10 protein-coding genes are annotated in these 19,786 nt (G+C 59.3%); 7 read left to right on the top strand and 3 right to left on the bottom strand.

What is annotated here, in order from left to right; all coding sequences use genetic code 11:
- The first annotated feature begins 10 nt into the window (after positions 1-10).
- The 4 genes from ACILSQ_RS13025 (at position 11) to ACILSQ_RS13010 (ending at position 13,652) form a co-directional block, all read left to right on the top strand.
- Complete coding sequence (locus tag ACILSQ_RS13025) at positions 11-574, top strand: hypothetical protein (RefSeq protein WP_395744069.1); 564 nt, start codon at positions 11-13, stop codon at positions 572-574.
- The gene (locus ACILSQ_RS13020) at positions 571-11,985 is read left to right on the top strand and encodes an RHS repeat-associated core domain-containing protein (RefSeq protein ID WP_395744068.1); all 11,415 of its coding nucleotides are present in this window, start codon (positions 571-573) and stop codon (positions 11,983-11,985) included. The genes ACILSQ_RS13025 and ACILSQ_RS13020 overlap by 4 nt, the downstream gene beginning before the upstream one ends.
- Positions 11,982-12,290, top strand: a complete 309-nt coding sequence (locus tag ACILSQ_RS13015; protein WP_395744067.1) for a hypothetical protein — start codon at positions 11,982-11,984, stop codon at positions 12,288-12,290. The genes ACILSQ_RS13020 and ACILSQ_RS13015 overlap by 4 nt, the downstream gene beginning before the upstream one ends.
- Positions 12,291-12,515: 225 nt before the next feature.
- Entirely contained in the window at positions 12,516-13,652 is a 1,137-nt protein-coding gene (locus ACILSQ_RS13010) for a transposase (RefSeq protein ID WP_395744066.1), read from the top strand.
- A 527-nt stretch (positions 13,653-14,179) separates the two neighbouring features.
- On the opposite strand, the gene ACILSQ_RS13005 is transcribed toward ACILSQ_RS13010, so the two are convergent.
- On the bottom strand, positions 14,180-14,458 hold the full coding sequence (locus ACILSQ_RS13005; RefSeq protein ID WP_395744065.1) for a hypothetical protein: 279 nt from the start codon (positions 14,456-14,458) through the stop codon (positions 14,180-14,182).
- A gap of 471 nt (positions 14,459-14,929) precedes the next feature.
- On the opposite strand from ACILSQ_RS13005, the gene ACILSQ_RS13000 reads away from it, so the two are divergent.
- Entirely contained in the window at positions 14,930-16,006 is a 1,077-nt protein-coding gene (locus ACILSQ_RS13000; RefSeq protein WP_395744064.1) for a hypothetical protein, read from the top strand.
- 14 nt (positions 16,007-16,020) lie between these two features.
- On the opposite strand, the gene ACILSQ_RS12995 is transcribed toward ACILSQ_RS13000, so the two are convergent.
- On the bottom strand, positions 16,021-17,070 hold the full coding sequence (locus ACILSQ_RS12995) for a sugar phosphate isomerase/epimerase family protein (RefSeq protein WP_395744063.1): 1,050 nt from the start codon (positions 17,068-17,070) through the stop codon (positions 16,021-16,023).
- A 42-nt stretch (positions 17,071-17,112) separates the two neighbouring features.
- Positions 17,113-17,790 (bottom strand): hypothetical protein, encoded by a 678-nt coding sequence (locus ACILSQ_RS12990; RefSeq protein WP_395744062.1) that lies wholly within the window; start codon positions 17,788-17,790, stop codon positions 17,113-17,115.
- 505 nt (positions 17,791-18,295) lie between these two features.
- Here ACILSQ_RS12990 and rsmH point away from each other — a divergent pair.
- Positions 18,296-19,363 carry a 16S rRNA (cytosine(1402)-N(4))-methyltransferase RsmH gene (rsmH, locus tag ACILSQ_RS12985; protein WP_395744061.1) on the top strand — a complete coding sequence of 356 codons (1,068 nt, stop codon included), beginning with the start codon at positions 18,296-18,298 and terminating at the stop codon, positions 19,361-19,363.
- Positions 19,360-19,740 (top strand): hypothetical protein, encoded by a 381-nt coding sequence (locus ACILSQ_RS12980; RefSeq protein WP_395744060.1) that lies wholly within the window; start codon positions 19,360-19,362, stop codon positions 19,738-19,740. The genes rsmH and ACILSQ_RS12980 overlap by 4 nt, the downstream gene beginning before the upstream one ends.
- Positions 19,741-19,786: the final 46 nt, after the last annotated feature.

The following is a 19,786-nucleotide window of genomic DNA, read 5'->3' as shown; positions in this document are numbered from 1 at the left end:
CAGCATGATCATGTCCTGGAAACTCTACGTGTGGAGGCGCAGCCACCAGTTTGTGAAAACCTGCACCACTTTGCCTATGCACATCTCTGGCCTGAGGGCGGTGCTTTTAAGCTGTGCCATGGCGGTGACAGCCTGCTCCAAGAAGGAGGAGAAAAAAGGTGCGGCTGCTGTGGCACCTCCGATAAAGACTATCCCCGTTGTCAATTCTGCCGCTCCAGCAGCGGTGGAGAAGAAAACGCTGGTTGTGGTCAGCCCCGGGCGCCTTCCAGTAAATCCAAGGGTGCCCCGCAGTGCTCCGTCCGCGGATGCAGCAAGCGGCAGAAAGGGGCCTTTGGTGCAGCCTGCCCCACCCGCCAAATCTCCGGCGTCAGCGGCGCAGCCGGATGCTGAACTGCCTCCTCAACCACAGCCAGCCAATCTTGTGCACACCCCAGAACAAGGCAATCAGGCCCGTTTAACAGCCCTGCAGGAAATGTTCCGTCAGCGCGGTCAAAAAAAGCAGTCATCCGGGTCCGGTGGCAGTTCTGCGCGCAGTTCTGAAGGAAAATCTGCCACCACTAAAACACAGCCATGAATTTTACTGTGCTCCCCCATTTCAAAAAAGCCGGTTTCATCGGCGCAGGGTTCACGATTCTGCTGTCAATTGCATGGTCGGCGTCAGCGCAGACAGCTTTACCTGAACCTACTTCTGGGAAGTTTGTCTTCCCATTCCAAAGCAGCGATGATCCGACTTATCAGGCCTTCGTTGTGCCATTGGACTTTCAAACCGGAGTGCAGACAGGCCAGTGGTCAAATATTCCATGGGGTGGAGCGACTTCCAAGGATTTCGACATGCAGTACCTGATACGGGTTGATTCCGGAAATACACTTTCCCTCAATCCGACAAACAGCCCGCTGGCTTACTTTGGAAGTGCGGTGGGAGCCTCGACGATGTATGAAGAAATGAGTTATCGTTTTGTGCTGCACACAGGGGACGCGATCACCACGGGTTCTGCCTACAATGACAATTACGGGTGGACAAGCGGTCTTGAAATCAAAACTTTTGCAAAGTCAGACATCAGTGCGGGAAATATTTCATCTAGCCAGTCCATATACCTTGCTCTTCCATTCCCCTTTGCAAGATACATTGATCCGGTAGTTTCTGCCTCGGCGACGACGACGACTAACAGCACGACTGTCACGGTACCTTCGACAGCGAGTCTGTCAGCAGGGGAAAACGTAAGCGGGCCCGGGATTCCAGCCGGCACGACAGTTGCAGCCAAGGTTAACGCCACTACACTGACACTTTCCGCCCCGGCGACCGCCACCGGGACCAACGTAACTCTCACTTTTGGCGGGTGGCGTGCATGGCAGGATGCTTTTCCACAAGTTTCCGTGACCGGAACGTCTGTGACTGCCGGCAGCACGAGTGTCACGGTGCCCTCTACAGCAGGAATGGGCGCTGGTGAGAGTGTCAGCGGCCAAGGGATTGCCGTTGGTGTGGTCATTGTGAGCGTCGACAGCTCAACAAGCCTGACCATTTCCGCTCCCGCTGTGTCAAACGGGAATGGCACGCTTGTCTTTGGCGGCCCGGGCGCATGGACGGCCTTTGGAGACAGGGGATATCAAGCAACGGTTTCTGTTAATGTCCCGAATGGGACGGGAACCCTCAATGTACTGGACACGGTTGTTCAGATCGTACTGCCGGGAAATGGCGAGGGAAAATGGGGGGACAACAGTATTTTTTCAGGACCGTTGCTGGTCACTCATAAGGCGCATGCAGGTGCCGAACAGTATTACTTCATGGTGAACTCCATTGGTGGGGTGCAAGCGGGTGGCAACGCCTATTACATGTCGTATGATCAAGATTTCAACCCGACAAAAACAATGGGCTATGGGTTGAACTTCGACGCTCAATCCCCATGGAGCAGCAAGCTGCTCACCACCCCGAGTTTTCAAGGCACGCCGATGCCGCCAGCCTATTATGGGAAGAGCGCCACGGAAATTGAGAGCCAGGCCGCTCCCGTGCAGCTTCTGAATATTCCGGCGCCGACATCAGGCCAGTTTGCCAATGTGGGAACCACCCCGGAGCTGCAGCAGCACTCCGCGCTGGATCAATTTGTGGCGCAGATGGGAAACAACCCCATGGCGCTCGCCGCTTATGTGCAGAATCAAATCGGACTGACAGACGCACTGTCCTATAACAATCAAGGAGATCTGAACGAGACATCCGTAAATGCGGGGGGCATGGAACGCGCGGCGGTCGGAACCTTTTTGGAGGGACAAGGGTCTCCAGAAGAACAGTGTGCGCTCCTTGTTTACCTCCTCCGCAAGGCCGGCTACAAGGCCGCTTACGTTGTGCCGCAGCGCAATTCTTTGCAACTGGCGGACCAACGGCTGAGCAATCTACTGCGCATGCGCATCGCCGGGGCGATGTCACCCGATGGCACACATCCAGTGCCGCAGTTCATCTACTGCAATTATCCGTTCGTGGCTGCTTATCTTCCGGCCAACGGCACCTCTGGCTCCTCCAAATGGGTGCCGCTTTTCCCGTGGTTGAAAGACACCGACGTGGAGCAGGGGTTGAATGTGAACAACTATCTGCCGAATGGCGCCACGGACATCCGTCAGTGGGTGCGCAATTTCCTGCTGGCACGGTCTGACAGCACGATGTGGGATTCAGACTCTTCTCCACTCACGACTTCGAACTTGAGCTGCGGAACGACAACGGGAAGTCCTGTGGTGACCGTGCCAAGCACCGCTGGACTTATCGTGGGTCAGACAGTGAAAGGGGCCGGTATTCCGGCGGGCGCCTTGATAGCCTCCGTGGGAGATGCTTCGGGAACCCGAACGCTTTCATGCAGCACTACAAACGGCAGCACCAGTGTCATGGTCCAGCTTGGGATTGGCACAGTCGGGCTGGCTGTGGGGCAGACAGTTTCGGGAAATGGCATTTCTTCTGGCACAACCATCGCTGCAGTCAATAGCTCTACAACTCTGACCCTTAGCACAGCGGCCACTGCCACCAGCGGAAGTTCCGGACTGACGTTTGGCCCTCCCGCCCCTGTAAGCAGCACTCCATTGTGTTTTATCACCGCAGGCAGTCCCACGGTGACCATGTATCCCTATAATGGCACTACGACAGCGGGACTGTCCGTTGGCATGTCCGTCTCCGGCAACGGTATTCCTGCTGGAACAACTGTGACGGTGATCAACAGTACATCGACGCTGACGTTGTCTGCCAATGCTACCGCTACATATAACACCGTTTTTTCTCCTGTTTACCTGACATTTACAAGCGTCAGCACGGCCAAGCCAACCGTGGTTCTGACGAAAAATGCCACAGCTACAGCCAGTGCGGCTTCGCTTACATTCCAGTCGTGGGACCGCACGCCAGGCGGCTTCTTCATCAAATCACTCGCGGACAATCTCCAAAAGAGCTACCCGGGCATCAGTGTGGCTGACCTGGGGGTAAGCTTTTTGGACCGCAAATACAATTACACCGGCTGGGATCAGTTTCCGCAGCCCATTCCGGTCAAACCGGCGGTCACCCGCACGAGCACCACAGCTTCGGGCAGCACCAGCATTACTGTGAACGACGCCACCGGCCTGGTGGCGGGCCTCGCTGTCTCAGGTTCCGGTATTGCCGCCGGCACCACCGTCACCGCAGTGAGCGGGACCACGCTAACCCTGAGTGCTGCAGCAAGCAGCAGCAGCAGTTCCGCTTCGCTTACCTTCGGCACCAGCTATTCGCCATCAGAAACCCTCACGGGAGACTCCAGTGTTCCGGTGACGGCGGACCGTGCTCTTTACGACACGGTGGACATCAGCATCACCAGTGACCAGAACCCCAGCAAGTCCGTCACCCTTTCCGGCGTGCGCATCATGGACCTGCACAACCGCCGCGCAGTCGTCAATTTTATTCCCGGTGCTGTCGCTTCGGCAGGTTCGGTAAACAACTACACACTGATCTTCAGTTTAGCGCCGTACGATGTGGCCAACCCCGACAGCGGGACCGGAAGCTTTGCCTACGGTGCATCCGGTGATTTGTTCATGAGGCGTGCGCAGCAGGCTTCCCTGGCGGTAAACAGCTCCGATCAAAGTTTTTCGTTGTCGGTCGTTTACCACCGTAACCGCAGTTACAAAGGGGCTGTGAACATCGCCAATGCGGCGCTTGGAGGCTGGCGCGACTTCCTGAACATCATCATGACGGATTTCGACCCCAACAGTGCCACACTCAGCTCCACCACGACGTCAGGCAGCAGCACGGTGACCATCCCCAGCGGGACAGGCGGGCTGATTGTTGGGTCCACGGTGTCTGGCACTGGTATTCCGGCTGGGGCGTACGTGGCCGGCATCGCCAGCGGCACAACCATAACGCTCTCGGCCCCGGCCACGGCCAGCGGCACAGTCTCGCTCAAATACGCCGGAGGCACGGGGTCCACTCCACCCTCAGTTTCGAGCTTTTTCCTGGGGGATCTCAACTCTTTCTGCCTGAACACCGGACGTGTGACGCCGGCCATGCTCAATGTCCACATGCAGTACTACAACCAGCTGCAGCAGCAGATTCAGACCGCTGCAAGCGCGGATGTGCCAGCGATGCTGGACAGCATGCAGGGGTCGCTGGCCTATCTCATGGGCATGACGTACTACCAGCGGATGTCCACCTCGATGGACGGCCTCAAGAATCTTTTCCAGGTTAATACGGTCTCCACTAGGGCTCACGGATTTGGGCAGTTCGGAGCCCAGAAGGCGCGCAACACCTCAACCGGAGCCTTGCTGGGAGATAACCTCAACAATCCACTGCCTTTAGTGGTGACTCCGGCGAACACCCCTTCCGGCACCTATCGAATTCAGCAGACGTTCCCGAAAGTGGACATGAACTTCCTGCTGGAGACCCATGCAGGATATGATGATCTGCGCACAGACGCCGGGGGGCAGGGGACGGTGGTCACCCCGGATTTTTATTTTAATCTGATGATCGCCCAGGGCTCTTCGCTGGAGAGCCAGACCATCGCACAATACTTTGACGGGCAGAACACGGATGCCATCTCCACCTTCAGTCTGCTGCAGAAGGTTCAGCTGGGGCTCAATGGTGCGGCTAATCCAGACATCATCGAACTGAGCCTGGGTAACTACAGTGCACTTGGAGCTACAAATTACACCGTCAACGGCGTAACCAAGTCGCTCTCCGCCTGGGCTGGCGGAGCCACTGCCGGAAGCATGTGGTCAAGCATTGTGACCGCCTTCAACCGCTGGGATGCCAATGAAGTGCGAGTTTACCTCACACCCGGGGACTCCATCGGCGCCAACGGGCAGTGGAAGGGCATGGTGGCGCTCATCATAGGAAGAGATCAGGCCGGAGCCCTGATCGGATCGCTCAACTCACTCAACGGTGGTGTGGCAAGCTCCATATTCGACCTTGAATCTTCCAATGTTTCCGCCATTACCCTCAAATTCGACGCATCTTCAAACCTGGATGCTCAGTCTATCATAGCATCGGTTGGCAGCAGCAGTGGAGTCAGCAGGTACTCATACTATGGTGGAGACCTATCGAACTCCAATTATATCACTTATTCGGGAACAAGTAGTTCGACGTCTCTGGTCACCACCCCCATTGTTATTTACAATAACACCGTGACCGGGCTGTCGCCGACGATTGGGTCTATTCTAAACACAGGAAGCTCTGGTTTTGGATCCCTGTTTGCAAGCCCTGCGGGTGGTTTTAGTTCAATTTTGACACCAGCGGCCGCGCAGAATCAGGCCGCATTGCTGACCATCGTCAACAGTGCGCCCGGGGTCAGCCTGTATACCGGAGATCCCGTCAATACCATGACAGGCGAGCTTTATGCCGATGAGGCAGATCTCACCCTGCCGGGTCCGCTCCCGCTGCAGATCCGGCGCAACTACAGCAGCCGCAGCCTCTCTGCGGGAGAGTTTGGTTACGGCTGGAAGGCCGGCATGTTCCCGTTTCTGGTGACCTACACGAGCGGCGGTGTCAGCAAGGTTCAGGCTGCGGAGATGGATGGCACGGTCATTACCTACACCCAGGCTGCAGGCTCCACCACATCGTGGGTTGTTTCTGCGGCGGATAATCCCTTGCTGAGCAATGGCAGCGGCATGAGCCTCGGCTCGGTACGCAATCCTTTTTACAACACCATCACGCTCTCAGGCACGGTAGGGAGCAATGGCGCCACATACACCCTCAAGGGAGCCGATGGCAGCGTACGGGTCTATACAGTTAAATCATTTCCTCTGGGCACCGTGACGCGGCAGCGCCCTTACCTCACCAGTTGGACGGATTCAGCGGGCAACAGTCTGAATTTTTACTATTACGGCGATGGCAGCAGCTCGACCCCCAAACCCTGGTATGGGGTTGGCAGCACAGATCCTGCCTATGGACAGCTGGCATTTGTTCAGGCGAGCAATGGCAATTCTGTTTCGTTCACCTATGACGCCTACGGCCACATCACCAACATCGCCACTGCTGACGGGCGCCAGCTCACCTACACCTATGATGCCAACGGGGACTTGCGGCAAGTGGACTTTCCGGACGGCTCCTGGACCCAATATGAATACCTCATACAGATTGGGAAAGTCGGCACCTCCAATGCCACGGCCCAGTATTCGACCCATCTCATCAGTCAGGAAACCCGGCCTGGGGGCCGGCGGGTGCAGACTTATTATGTAAAGTTCCAAACCGGAGATCTGGATGAAAGCGGGGCCACGGTGGCCGCCAGCCGTGTGGGCAATGATGTCTCCACGGCCCGGAGGGTGGACTACCAGCTGGCCAGTGTGGGCAAAGGTGACAGCAGCGACGTGACCAAGCCTGTGAGCGGCTCCGAGGAGCTGGTCAAAAACGCGCAATATTACTATTATCTCACCACGGACACCTCGGGCTACATCACCGGGCGCACTGAGATCGTGGATGCCTATGACCGCAAGACGATCTACTATTATGTGAACAGCCGCCTGGTACAGATCATGGATCCGCTGAGCACGGTGACCAACGTCACCACCGGAGCGGGGAGCAATCCAAAAATGGTGCAGACATGGTACACCGCAGCGGACGTGACGAACAATGTCACCGGAGCCTGGGCCGGTGGCCTCCGTTCGATCTACCAGCGCGGCGGTACGCTGACCACCTTTCAGTATAACAGTACGGGCGACGTCATCCAGACCAGCGTGGCGGGCTATCTAGACGGCGCCAGCGGTCCCGCCAGCGGCACGCCGATCACGGTCACCTCGACCTCCACCACCGGGCCGGGGCCGGTTCTCGGCGGCTTTGTTTCCAACAACACCGCGGTGACCACGGCCACGTATTCCACCGACGGCCGTCATCTGCCGCTCACGGTGACTCATCCTCATCCCGTCACGGGGGCGGCCTCTGGCACGCAGACGGTCTTCACGTATGACAGCGCCCGGCCTTACTTCGTCAGCCAGGTGGCTGAGTATGACAGCCCTGCCCAAACGAATCTTCTCAGCGCCTCCACCTCAACCTACCAGGACGTCACCAGCGGTTCCATCTTTGCCAACGGCCTGCCGAATGTGGTGACGGCCGCCGCGGGCACTTCCGACGCGGCGACCACCACGTGGACCTACAATGCCAATGGTTTCCCGACGCAGAAGGTGTCTGCCAGCGGCCAGAACCAGGCCACCAACCCTGACTCCGTGGTGCAGTTCAGCTACGATCTGCGCGGCCAGCTTTACCAGGAGCAGGTCATGAGCGGCGGCTCCGCAGCCAAGACCAACCTCTACGCCTATGATGAAATGGGACGCCCCATCTGGGTGGAGCGCCGCGATTCCAGCGGCAAACAGGTCGGCTGGAACTACACCTACTACAATCTCAACGGCGATGTGGAGTGGACGCAGGGGTCTCGTCTGGAGCCTGCAGATTATAGCTACACCAGCTATGACGGCGCAGGGCGGCCAGTTGAGAAGACCACCTGGCGGTCCCGGGCCAAGGCCGATGGTTCCGGAGTGGAGGCCGTTCCCGGTGCAGCCGTTTACGCCACTTCGATCTACAGTTACAACATGTTCGGGGATCTTCTGGGCGTCACGGACCCGCTGGGCAACTCGGTGAAGGCCAGCTACGACGCGATTGGGCGCAAGACCGGCAGCGCCGCCTATCAGGGCAACTGGCAGACCGGCAGCACCACGGTGCTGGCCACCACCTACACCAGCTATGATGACGTGGAGCTTTCCGTCACCAGCACCGATGCCCGCGGTGGCGTGACCAAGGTTTACGCCACCTCCGATGGCAAACCGCGCCTGAAGGTCAATCCAGACGGCACGCAGCTCACCTGGAGCTATTATCTGGATGGGCGTGTCAAGCGGCAGCCCATCTCCGCCACCACCTATGTCGAGATCACTTACAATGATGTGACGCGCACGGTGACGAAGACCACCAAGAACACCACCAACAGCGAGACATTCACTGAAACGGCCACCGCCGACCGCCGCGGCAACATCGTCAGCGCCACGGATGTCGCCAGCTTCACCACCACCGCCACCTACGATGGGCTGAACCGCCCGATGACGGCCACCGTTCCGGCCTCGGGCAGTACCAGCGCGGCGCGCAGCCTCACGCATGCCTATGATGCCGCCGGGTTCATGCACAAGATTACGGATGCGGCAGGGGTGGTCACGGAGACAGACGCAGACGCCCTGGGCCGCGCCATCCTGACAAAGGTCAGCAGTGGTGCCGCCGTTGTCAGCCAGAGCAGCGTCAGCTACAGCAGCGATTTCCAAAGCGTCACCACCACCAGCGGCGCGGGGGCAGGGGCTGTCTCTGAAACGGTCTGGACGGACCTTAACGGCCACACTGTGCTGGTAAAGCACGCGGATGGCAGCACCGCCGCGGTGACTTACGATGCCGCTGGCAATGCTGTGGCAGCCACGAATGAAACCGGCCAGACCACCACCAGCACCTACGATGGCCTGCAGCGTCTGCTCACCAGCACCCTGCCAGACGGAGCCACGACCCAGTTTGTCTATACCTACCCCGCTGGTGGCGGACAGACGACGGAGCGGCGCATGCCCGGCAGTCTCACAGAGTTTACCCAAGTGGATGCCGTGGGCCGACCTGTGGAAAGCTACCTGAAGGGCACGGGCAATGCACTGACCCGGCACTACACCAACTACGCCTACTACACCTCCGGCAAGGAGCAGGGCCTGCTGCAGAGCTTCACCGATCCCAATGGCTACAGCCACAGTGTCACCTACGACGCCTGGCTGCGCCCGACCACCACCAGTGCGGGCACTGCGGGCACTGAGGCTTACGTCTATCGCGAATTCCTTAGCTATGACCCCCGTGGCATGGCCCTGCAGGTGCGCGAGACCACCTCCACCGGCGTGTCGCAGATCGACAGCAGCTATGATGGACAAGGCCATCTTTACGATGAAAAAGTGTCCCTTGGCAGCAGTGCCGGCTCCCTGGCGGCGGTTACAGATCTCAGCGCCACTTATGACAATGTGGGGCGGCGCGCCACCCTCGCCCGCGGCTCGGCCATCACTTCTGTCGGGGCTTCCGGCGGCGCCTGGGGCTTCCAGTATCGTGCGGATGGCCTGCTGCGGGAGGTGGATATCGCTGGCGGTGCCTTCAACTACACCTATGGGAACAACGGCCTGCTTCAGACCCGCAGCAATCCCTTCCGCAACTTCAGTGTGAGCGATCGCGATTCACGGGGGCGCATCGTCAATAGCTCCACCGCGCTCGTCAACGGTGGCGCCACCGTTGTCAGCGAGAACATCTCGTCCTGGAGCTTTGACAACAAGCAGATCGGATATTCCTGCTGGCACCAGAGCTCCGATCTGCCCGGTGCGGCCGCGGCGTGGACGGACAGCCGCAGCTACAGCTACAGCACGCAGCGCCGGCAGTTGACAGGTGAAACGTGGACGAACAGCCCGGACAAAACGGTGCTCAATGCCTCCATCACCGGGGCGCAGACGCTCAGCTACACCTTTGACGGCGGCGCTGCCGGAGGCCTGGGCGTGCGCACCCGCGCCCTCACCACCACTGCAGGCACGACGCAGCAGCACCTCATCAGCGCGCAGGATGCGTGGGCCCGCGGCACGGGTGAGACGGGCGGTTTTGAGAAGCGCTTCCCCTTCACCGTGCAGGGGACGGCGGTCGGTGCGGCCAGTGTGGATCTGCGAGTGGGGCCCAAGGCCTCGCTCAATCAGGTGAATTTCCCGGATGCCACTGCCATGACCACCGGTGCCTGGAGCCGGGACCTTTCGCTGCCAGCCGGGAGCTATGCGCTCAATGCCGTTGCCAAACATCCCAGCGGACAGTTCAGCAATCAGACCAGCAGCAGCTTCACACTCGCAGTCAAAGCCTTCGGTGTTTCTGAGACCTATGATGACGTCGGCAATGTGAAGACCCGCACCGTCACCGATGGAACCTACACACGCACGCAGACCCTCACCTGGGATGCCGTGGGGCGGCTCATGTCCGTCGTGCAGACGGACAATTCCTCCCTCGGCCAGGCCTTCACCTGGACTGCGACTTACGATGCCCGGAGCCGCCGCATCCAGGCCCGCACCCAGTTTACCAGCGGCGGCCCACAAGCTGGCCGCACTCTTACTGAGACGAGTTGGTATGATCCGCTTGTCGAGTTCCTCGAAGTCGGATTGGAAGTTTCGTGGGGAGCCACCGGGGGTTCCATCACCAGCCACGAACGCTGGTGGAAGGTGCATGGCCCGGATCTCAGTGGCGGCTATGGTGGCCTGCAGGGCATGGGCGGCCTGGAGGCCATGGTGAACGAGGTGACTGGAGAAGCCGTCGGGTTTGTCGACGACACCTATGGCCACATCCTCGGCTTTGCCGCCGCTCCCGGTGTCACCAGCGGCAGCGCCCCGGCGAATGCCTTCGTTGGCATCACCGCCACCTTCGAGTGGAACGTGGGCCGGTTTGGTGGTTATGGCCCGCTGCCCGGTTACTGGTCAGCGGCCATCGCCGACGGCGTGGCGACTTGGCGGACGTTTGGGTGGCGTGGGAAGCGAATGGAGGTCACCGGGTATTATCATCTCGGTGCGCGGTACTACGAATCTGGCAGCGGGAGATTCCTGAGCGCGGACCCGCTGGGTCATGGCGCGAGCATGAGCTTGTATGACTATGCGGGCGCGGATCCGATTAACTTTGTGGATCCGAGGGGGAGGAGCCCCGGGAGTACTGCGGCAGTAATTAATACTCCATATGGAGATAGGGATTTCAGCCTCCTCGATTGGTCTCAGACAAATCTAGGGAATATAGTTTCAGATGCTGAAAATCCAGATGTTAGCATGGGGTTTTACGCAGAAGTAAGGTTTAGGCAACAAACAGCTATGAAGCATCTCTATCCCTCTGGAGAAGAAGCGGGAGGTTATGACGCTGTTAGCAGACAGATGTGGGAGGAAAGGGAAGAGCTAAAGGAAGCCACAAAAGAATTTGCAGCTGAAATAGCCCTGCTGGCTATTACGGAAGGTGCTAGCAGATGGTTTTCTGCGGGTAAAGTGTTGTTACCTAGTGCCGGAAGGGTAGCGTCTGGTACAGCGGTTAGATCAATCACCCCGTACGTTTTTCGAGGCACAACTACTTGGGAGGTTGAGGCGGCAGAAGCCGCTTATGCAAAGAGACTGGCTGCCAACAGGTTAGCAACGAGGACCGACGAAGCGGTGTTCTGGTCAGGAATAGGAAAAAAAGGCGTAAAGGGCGAGGAAGTTGCAGCACAGTGGGTGGCTAAAAATGGGGGGCAGACATTGGAGACTCTTATAGCGGAGCGTGGAATAGTGTTACCTACGTGGGATGCAAACAATCCGGCTGTCGTGGCCGCTTGGAAGCAAGTTTCAGTGGATTTGGCCAGCGGTGCTGCCGGAAATGTGAGAGTGCTCCAAGGCCCCACACTTCGCAGCGACGCAATTTTCGGGGAAGAATATAAGGCGCTTATCGAGAATCCGGATGTAATGTCTATTCGTGCAATTAACCCCGAAACGGGAGTTGAAACTTTACTTTGGTCTCGATGAATAATCTTCAGTCACAGCAACTTGTTGAGGCAATTCAAATATGGTCAGGGCGATATATGAGCCCGATGCCTTCCCGTAGCGAACAGCGCGTTCTGCAAAAATATGGTGTAGAAAAAGGAATTCAATTGATGAAGGAGATTAAACAGTTGGAGGACGATTTCTATGCCTCTGACGCCCATATCACTGCTGCGAGCTTACAGGAAATGCACGTACAGGCTCTAGAGGCTTTTAGAAACAAGCATACCCACTTAGATGTCGAAATTGGGAATATTTTGGCATGGTGTTACACGTATGATTACAAGTAAAAAAAGATGCCAGGCATGAATGGCACTCAGTTAAGGCCTGTCATCGTGGATTTTTGAGCCATCTGGACCGGCCCGGATGATACGCAACAAGGGGTACAACGAAGCGGTGTTTTTTGGGTTGCTGGAGCATGGCTCTTCAAACCTGCTTCCTGCCGCACTTTCCCCGAAAAAAGATGCCAGGCATATAGCAATTGACTTCGATCGATTTTCACCCATTTTCCCGCCATGAAAGCTGTTCAATCCCCTCATCACCAGTGTGTCCCGCTTGAGGAGCAGCTTGTGGGGGTGAATGCCAAAACCGGGCTCTATCCTGCCGCGCGTTCGTGGTCGGGTGGGCGCAAGCGCATTCTGGGGAAGGGGCCGCTGGAGTCTTACTGCTACCATGTCATGTCACGCGCCTGTGGCGGGGAGATCTGGTTTGATGAGGTGGAGAGGGAGGCGCTGCGAAGAGTGATCTGGCGCATGGCGGAGTTCTCCGGGATCAAGATCGTGACCTACTGCCTCATGGGGAATCATTTCCATCTGCTGGCCGAGGTGCCGCATCGCGCCACTTGGTTGGAGCGGTTTGAGGGGCCGCAGGGTGAGGCGAAGCTGTTTGAGCACCTGGGCACCCTCTACAGCAGGGCCTACCTGGGCCTGCTGCGCGATGAGCTGGCGGACCTCCGCTCACGCGGCATGGCGGCGCTGGCGGAGCAGAGGCTGGAGGCTCTCAAGAGGCGTTTCTGCGACCTGTCCCTCTTCGTGAAAGAAATCAAAGAGCGCTTTAGCCGCTGGTTCAACAAGCGGCGCGGCCGGCGTGGCACGCTGTGGATGGACCGCTTCAAAAGCGTGCTGGTTGAAGGCAAAGGCGAGCCCCTGCGCACCATGGCCGCCTACATCGATCTCAACCCTGTCCGCGCTGGCCTCGTCAATGACCCCAAGGACTACCGCTGGTGCGGATACGCCGAGGCATTGAGCGGCAGCCGCCGTGCACAGCGCGGCCTGTGCAAGGCGCTGGGCAAGCCGGTGGATGGCTGGCGTAGTGCCGAAGCTGCCGAGGCTTACCGCTGTCTGCTGCATGATGAGGGACGGGAGATCAAAGATGCGCAGAATGAGAAGGTAGTGCAGCGCGGCGTGAGCGCGCAAAGCGTTCGTGCGGTGCTGGCGGCGAAGGGCAGGCTCAGCCCGGCGGAGCTGATTCGCCTTCGAGTTCGTTACTTCACAGATGGTGTGGTGCTGGGCAGCCGCGAATTTGTGGAAGGCATCTTCGAGGCGCAGCGGGATCAATTCAGTCCCAAGCGCAAACACGGTGCCAGACGCATCTCGGAGTCGTCTTCCCCCTTCTACACCCTGCGGCGGTTGCGCACGCGGCCTCTGGGTTAAATCCTCCCGACGAACTCGCCTGGCGCTGCCAGTGCAGCATGGCAATGTGATTGGCGGCGTGCGGAAGATTTGGTGTCTGTCGCTCTGAAATGGTGGGGCGTGTCGAGGGGATAATAAAATATTGATGTTGGATGTAAAAAAGATGCTGCAAGTGGGGCGGAAGGTTGTTAATACCAGAATATGAATGTTTCTCCATCTGAGGCGTCGACGTTTTTACACTCAACTTTGCAACGGCTGGCGGGGCAGAGTGCGACTTGCAAGTTGTGGAGTGTGGTTTTGAGTTCGGTGGTGCTGGCTCTGGCGGCGGGAAGGATGGGGGCGGAGGCGATGGTTTGGGCTGCGGCACCGGCTTTGCTGCTGGCTCTGGCGGATGCGACCTACAAGGTGCAGGCGGACCGTGCTGCGGCGCTGGCGGCGAAGGGAACGGTGCGAATGGAGGACTTGTTCCGGCTGCAGTCGGGCGGGGGTGGACTGGCGGGGTCCGTCCAAACGCTGGGTGGGCTGGCGTCTTTTTCCGTGTGGCCTTTTTACGTCACCCTTGCGACGATGGTGATGGTGCTGGGACAGACGGTTTTGACGCCGCAAAACAAGGCGCCGTTTGGACCGCCGGGGGCGCTGATCAATGGCGGCCCATCGATGCCCGGTGTTCCGCGGCCGGCGTATGCGATCCAGCAAGGTCCCACGGCGCTGCCGCCCGGTGCTGTCGTGTATCCTGGTGTCTCGAATGTGGCTCCGCCTTCCAGCTTCACGCCTTCCAGCGGCTCGCAGTCCTTCACGCCGCCGCCGGGGGCACCCAAGCAAGTCACGGTTACCCGCCCAAACATGCCACCGATGGGAGTTCCCGCTTCTAAAGCTAGCGCTTCTGGAGCGACTGCAAAAGCGCCCCCGGTTGGGTTGCCCTCACCACCTAGCCAGCCTGCTCAGAACAAATTGACACCGCAGCCGCCTAAAATCCAACCTGCTCAGAATTCCTCCGCCTCAAAGCCTGCTCCAACCCCGACCCAGCCAACGCAATGATGCCAGCCCCAGTGACGACCTAAACAACACTGGCCAATGCGGGAGGTCGTCGATCCTATCCGACTCGCTTGCCAAAAGTCTGTTTCTCCTAGTGAGAGCATATGAGATCAGGTGCGACTCAAATGACACTTCACGGTGTAAACGAGCCGCTCTACCACTGAGCTATCCACGCGCTGAGGAGGGCCGTGATGTTTGCAGTCAAAAGCAGCATTTCGCAAGCGGGCTGTTGCGGTCGGAGGTGGTTTGGTGAGAATGCAGGGATGAAGACTTTCTTCCTGCGCGTGGTTTGTTTGCTTCTGATGAGCGTGATTGCAGCGGTGGCCGGGGAGGGTGAGACGCTGCCGCCACCGGAGCCGAACCTGCCGTGGGAGCATGCGGACACTGGGTTGAGGCTGCCGGCCGAACTGGCGAAGATGACGGCGGAGCAGGTCTTCCACTACGAAAAGGCGGCGCTGGGCTGGTCGGTACGGTATTCAGACCGCAAAGCACGCCTGCGCGGAGACGTGTATGTTTACCCTTGTGAAAAAAAGGCGCAGACGTCTGAGGAGATCAAGGAGGCCCTTCGTGAGACCGCCGGGAGCGCGGTGTGGGAGGTGGAGGAGATGCAGCGGCGGGGCCACTACATGAAGGTGAAAATGGGAGATGCGGAATACCAGCCGTTTGACCTCATTCCCGAAAGCGCCGGTGCCAGCGCGCTGCTGTCCCTGCCGATGGCCTACACCATCGTCGAGAGTGACGATGCCGGCAGGAATGAAACGGCGGTCGCCAGCTTTCTCGGCATCATGATGTTGAAAAACCACTTTGTGAAAGTACGCCTGACCTATCCGGCGAATGGACCGGACAAAGAGCAGGACAAGGTGGTGGAGCGTGTCTCGGACTTTGTGGAAGAAGTGCGCCGCTGTGTGCTGGATCCCGGCTTGCGCGTGCAGACGGCCGATCAGATCAAGACCTATCGCAGTGATCCGCTTTCCAAGAAGGGGCACGATCTCGCGGGCGGCATTCTGGCGTATGCGGAGGTCACTCCGCTGATCGCATTGACCATTGATGACACGATCAGCACGCTGGGCGAAGACTTGGAAAAAGAATATCCCCAGGCCTCGGTGGAACTGGTGCGCGCCTTCATTGTGGGCGCAGTGGCGGAGTCTCTGAAAAAGCCCGGTGCGGAACCGGCTGATCTGCCGCAGGCGGGGGCTGCGGAGGTGGTGCGAGTTTTCGGGGCGATGCAGAAGACGAAGCCGGGGCTTGAGAGCCCCCGCTTGGTGGAGCTCGAAGCTGCGGTGAAGGCGAAGAAGGCGGCCGCATGGCTGCAGCAGCAGCAGGCGAAACGCGAGAAGTGATGTGACCGGGCTGCCTATGCGTTGGCGCGCAGCCAGGCAAAGCTGCGCTCGGCCTCTCCTTTTTGGTAGGCGATCTCGGCGTCTTTCTTGCCGGCGCCTTCAGGAGCTTTGAAGCTGTCGATCTTGTGACCGCGTTTCGCCATGTCGAGCCAGGCTTTGAACATGGGGGTGTCGCGGTGGTTGGGGAAGATCTTCCAGAATTCATCCTTCTTCCACGCGAAGGGACGGGCGAAGCCGGAGATCGTCTCGACCTGAAGCGGCACGCCGGGGGCGAGCTCTGCAAAGCGTTTGGCGTAGGCTTTGTAATCGACGAGGCCTTCGCCGACGGCGGTCCACTGCACCATGGCACCGTCTTCATTCTCCCAGAGCATGCTGTCGCGCACGCTGCTGCAGATGGTGAGCGGCCCGAGAACCTCGAGATGCATCAGCGGTTCTTCGAGCGCCCAGACGGCGTTGCCGGGATCGATGTTGGCGCCCACGTAGCCTTTGCCAGCGGCCTCGATGAGACTTTTCAGTTCATGGGACTGCATGTCTCCGGCGTGGTTTTCGATGGCGATCTTGATGCCCTCGCCTTCTGCCTTGGACTGGCAGGCCTTGATGGTTTTGACCACTGATTCGATGTGCCGCTGAATGCCGCCGTCGCCTGCGCGGTCCTTTTGGTCGCCCAGGTAGCAGCGTGCGACGGGAGAGCCGAGAGTTTTGGCAATGCGGATGGTGAGGCTCAGATGCTCCTCCGGCGTGCCGTAGGTGTCCTTCCAGCGGTTGGAGGTGCCGCAGACGCAGCCGGTGCCCACGTAGAGCTTCAGGCCGGCACGGTCCGCCTGTTCCTTGAGGCCTTTCAGGTAGCCTTCCTCGAAGTTTTCAAACACCGGCAGTTCGGAGATGAACATGGTGTCGAGCTTCAGCGATGCGGCGTAGTCGATGAACTGCGCTGCCTTCCAGCCGGTGGCGCGTACGGCGAAGTGATCCAGACCGATGGCGAGTTTGGATCCGGTGGCAGCCTGGGAAAGAGAGGCTGCGGCGGTGGCGGCGAGCGATTGCGCGAGGAAGGTGCGGCGGTTCATGCCGCGCATGCTAGCGGAGCCGTTCGACCTGTCGATCCCGAATCAGCGGATGATGAGTTTCACCGCGCCCTGGCCCTGACGGTCATCGGCGGAGGAGACGAGGATTTGGGCCAGATGATGGCCGCTGCGCCAAGGGGCGCCGTTGATGGGCTTGACCTGGAGCAGGTAGGCGCCGGTGCCCACATTGCGGAAGGAGGTGATGTTGTTGCTGAAGGGAGCCTGCTGGCCGGGCACCTCAAAGTATTCCATCAGCGTGAAGTGGTCCTTGGTCAGATCTGTGACGGGCCAGCCGCCGCTGCTGATCAGAACGAGGATGTTGGCGGGATGCGAGTTGCCATTGGCGGCGGCACCGGCGGAGGCCTGGGCGGCGATGGTCAGGGCCGTGGCCCCTGTGGCGGCGGTTTTCATGACGACCTTGGCGGCGGGAGTGGGAGCTGAGGCGACAGGTTTCGGAGCAGGCGCCTCAAAGACGGGCTTCAGGACGGGAGCCGGCTCGGCTTTCTTGACGGGAGGCGGGGGAGCTGCCTTGGCGGGCGCGGGCTTGGCCGCGGGTTTTGGCGCGGGTTTTGGCGCGGGTTTTGGCGCGGGTTTGGGTTTCACTGCTTCCGCTTTCTTTTTGGCCGGGGCCGCCTTCTTCGCGGGGGCCGGCTTCTTTTTTACCACGGCCGGCTTTTTGGCTGGTTTAGCGGGGGCCTTCTTGGGAGCAGGTTTTTTGGCCATAGGGAGGGATGGGTCGGAATTGTTTCAATTTCCGCGAGGCTAGCAATACTTCCGGCCTTCTGTCGAGATTCCTCTTGGGATGAAGACGCAAATGTTAGGAGAAGTTCCGTCTGGGATGTTTGTGGGGGAAGGAGGGGATGGGTTCTGGTAGTGGATAGGTTGGAGGAGGTTGGGGATGGGGTGGGATTGTGGGTATCTCTAGAAGCTGTAGTTACTCAAGTGAACAGTCTTTGAGTAATTACTTAGAAGGATGAAAATTCTGAAAATAGACGATTGCCAAGAATACGGTCTTTAGATTATAAGGACTGGTTAGAATTTTAGGTCTGCGGTCCTTTTCTGTCATGCTCAGTCCATTCGACAGCTTGCAAATCCGTCACTTTCAATGAACGCGCTCTCAACTATTGGCTCTCCTTTGTTGCGCTTCTCCCTTCGGTCCATCCGGCGGGAGCGTTCGTCTGTGGAGTCGTGGTTTGCTGGGATTTCCAGACTGATTGGATTTTCTCAGGTGGGAGCATGGTCCTGGTTTGGAGCGACGGATGCCATGGATGACCTCATGCCGTGGGGCCGGGGCACGCTGGTGACTCGCCAAGGGGCAGGGGGAGGCGGGGAGGCTCCAGAGCCTGCGCCACCCGAGGCGGCGGTGCGAAACCTGCCGTTTTATCATGCGCCGGTGCTGCTGGCGGAGGTGGTGTCGCTGCTGGAGCCGGCTCCTGGAAAGCTGTTTTTTGATGGAACGCTGGGGGGCGGCGGGCATTCTGAAGCCTTGCTGCAGCATGGAGCCCGCGTGGTGGCGATGGACCAGGATCTCAATGCCTTGAAGCATGCGACGGAGCGACTGAAGCCGTACGCGGCGCAGTTCTGCGCGCTGCGCGGCAATTTCCGGAATTTTCCGCAGATCGTTGAAGAAACGGGAGTCTCCGGTTTTGACGGCATGCTGGTGGATATTGGCGTGTCGAGCCATCAGCTCGATGATGCGGAACGTGGCTTTTCCTTTATGCGGGACGGTCCGCTGGACCTGCGCATGGACACCGAGTCGCCACGGACTGCCGCGGACATCGTGAACGCGGATGATGAGGCGGAGCTGGTGCGGATCTTCTTTGAATACGGCGAGGAGCCGAATGCGCGCCGCATTGCGCGGGCGATTGTCAAAGCGCGGGCCGCGGCGCCGATCCGCACGACTCTGCAGCTTGCCGAGGTGGTGGCCAGCGCCTCGCCGAAGCGCGGGAAGCGCCATCCGGCCACGCTGGTGTTTCAGGCGCTGCGCATTGCGGTGAATGACGAACTGGCGGCGCTGCATGATTTTCTGGCCGCCGCGCCGCGCTGGCTGAAGCCTGGCGGCAGGCTGGCGGTGATCTCGTTCCACTCCCTGGAAGACCGCATCGTGAAACAAACGCTGCAGCATCTTTCCGCCCCGTTCATCGACCGTCCGGAATGGCCGGAGGCTCGAAAAAATCCCGACTGCGTGCTGAAGCTGATCACGCGGAAGCCGGTGCAGGCCACGCCGCAGGAGGTGGAACTCAACCCACGTGCGCGCAGCGCGGTGCTGCGTGTCGCCGAACGACTGCCCACATGAAACCACGCCCACGCAACCGCTACCGCAACAGCCTCGGCCTGTCCACGATCACGGCGATCCTGATCGTCGTGGCGTCGCTGGCGCTCGTGGGCCTGGGGATTGTCGTGAGCAAGAACCGGGTGCGCGCGCTGGGCGAGGAGCAGCGCAAGGTGGAAGCCGACATGCGTCTGCTGAACGCCGAGATCCTGGCCCTGAACAACCGGATTGAAACCATGCTGACACGCGACCGTGTGCAGCCCCGCCTGACCAACGCCGGCACCCTGCTGCGGCCGATCACCAAGCAGGGGATTCTTCTTCTCAAACCCGTGTCCGAAGAGCCGGTGAAAGCCGCCACGCCGGCGGCGGATCCGTCAGTCGCCCAAATCATGTCCAAGTGAGCCAGCCCCTGCCCAATCAAATTCAGCTCCGCCGAGATCGTCCGGT

Source organism: Prosthecobacter sp., from assembly GCF_044227185.1.
GTDB lineage: Bacteria > Verrucomicrobiota > Verrucomicrobiia > Verrucomicrobiales > Verrucomicrobiaceae > Prosthecobacter.
The sequence above is the reverse complement of the archived record's forward strand: the minus strand, read 5'-3'. Positions and strand labels throughout refer to the sequence as shown.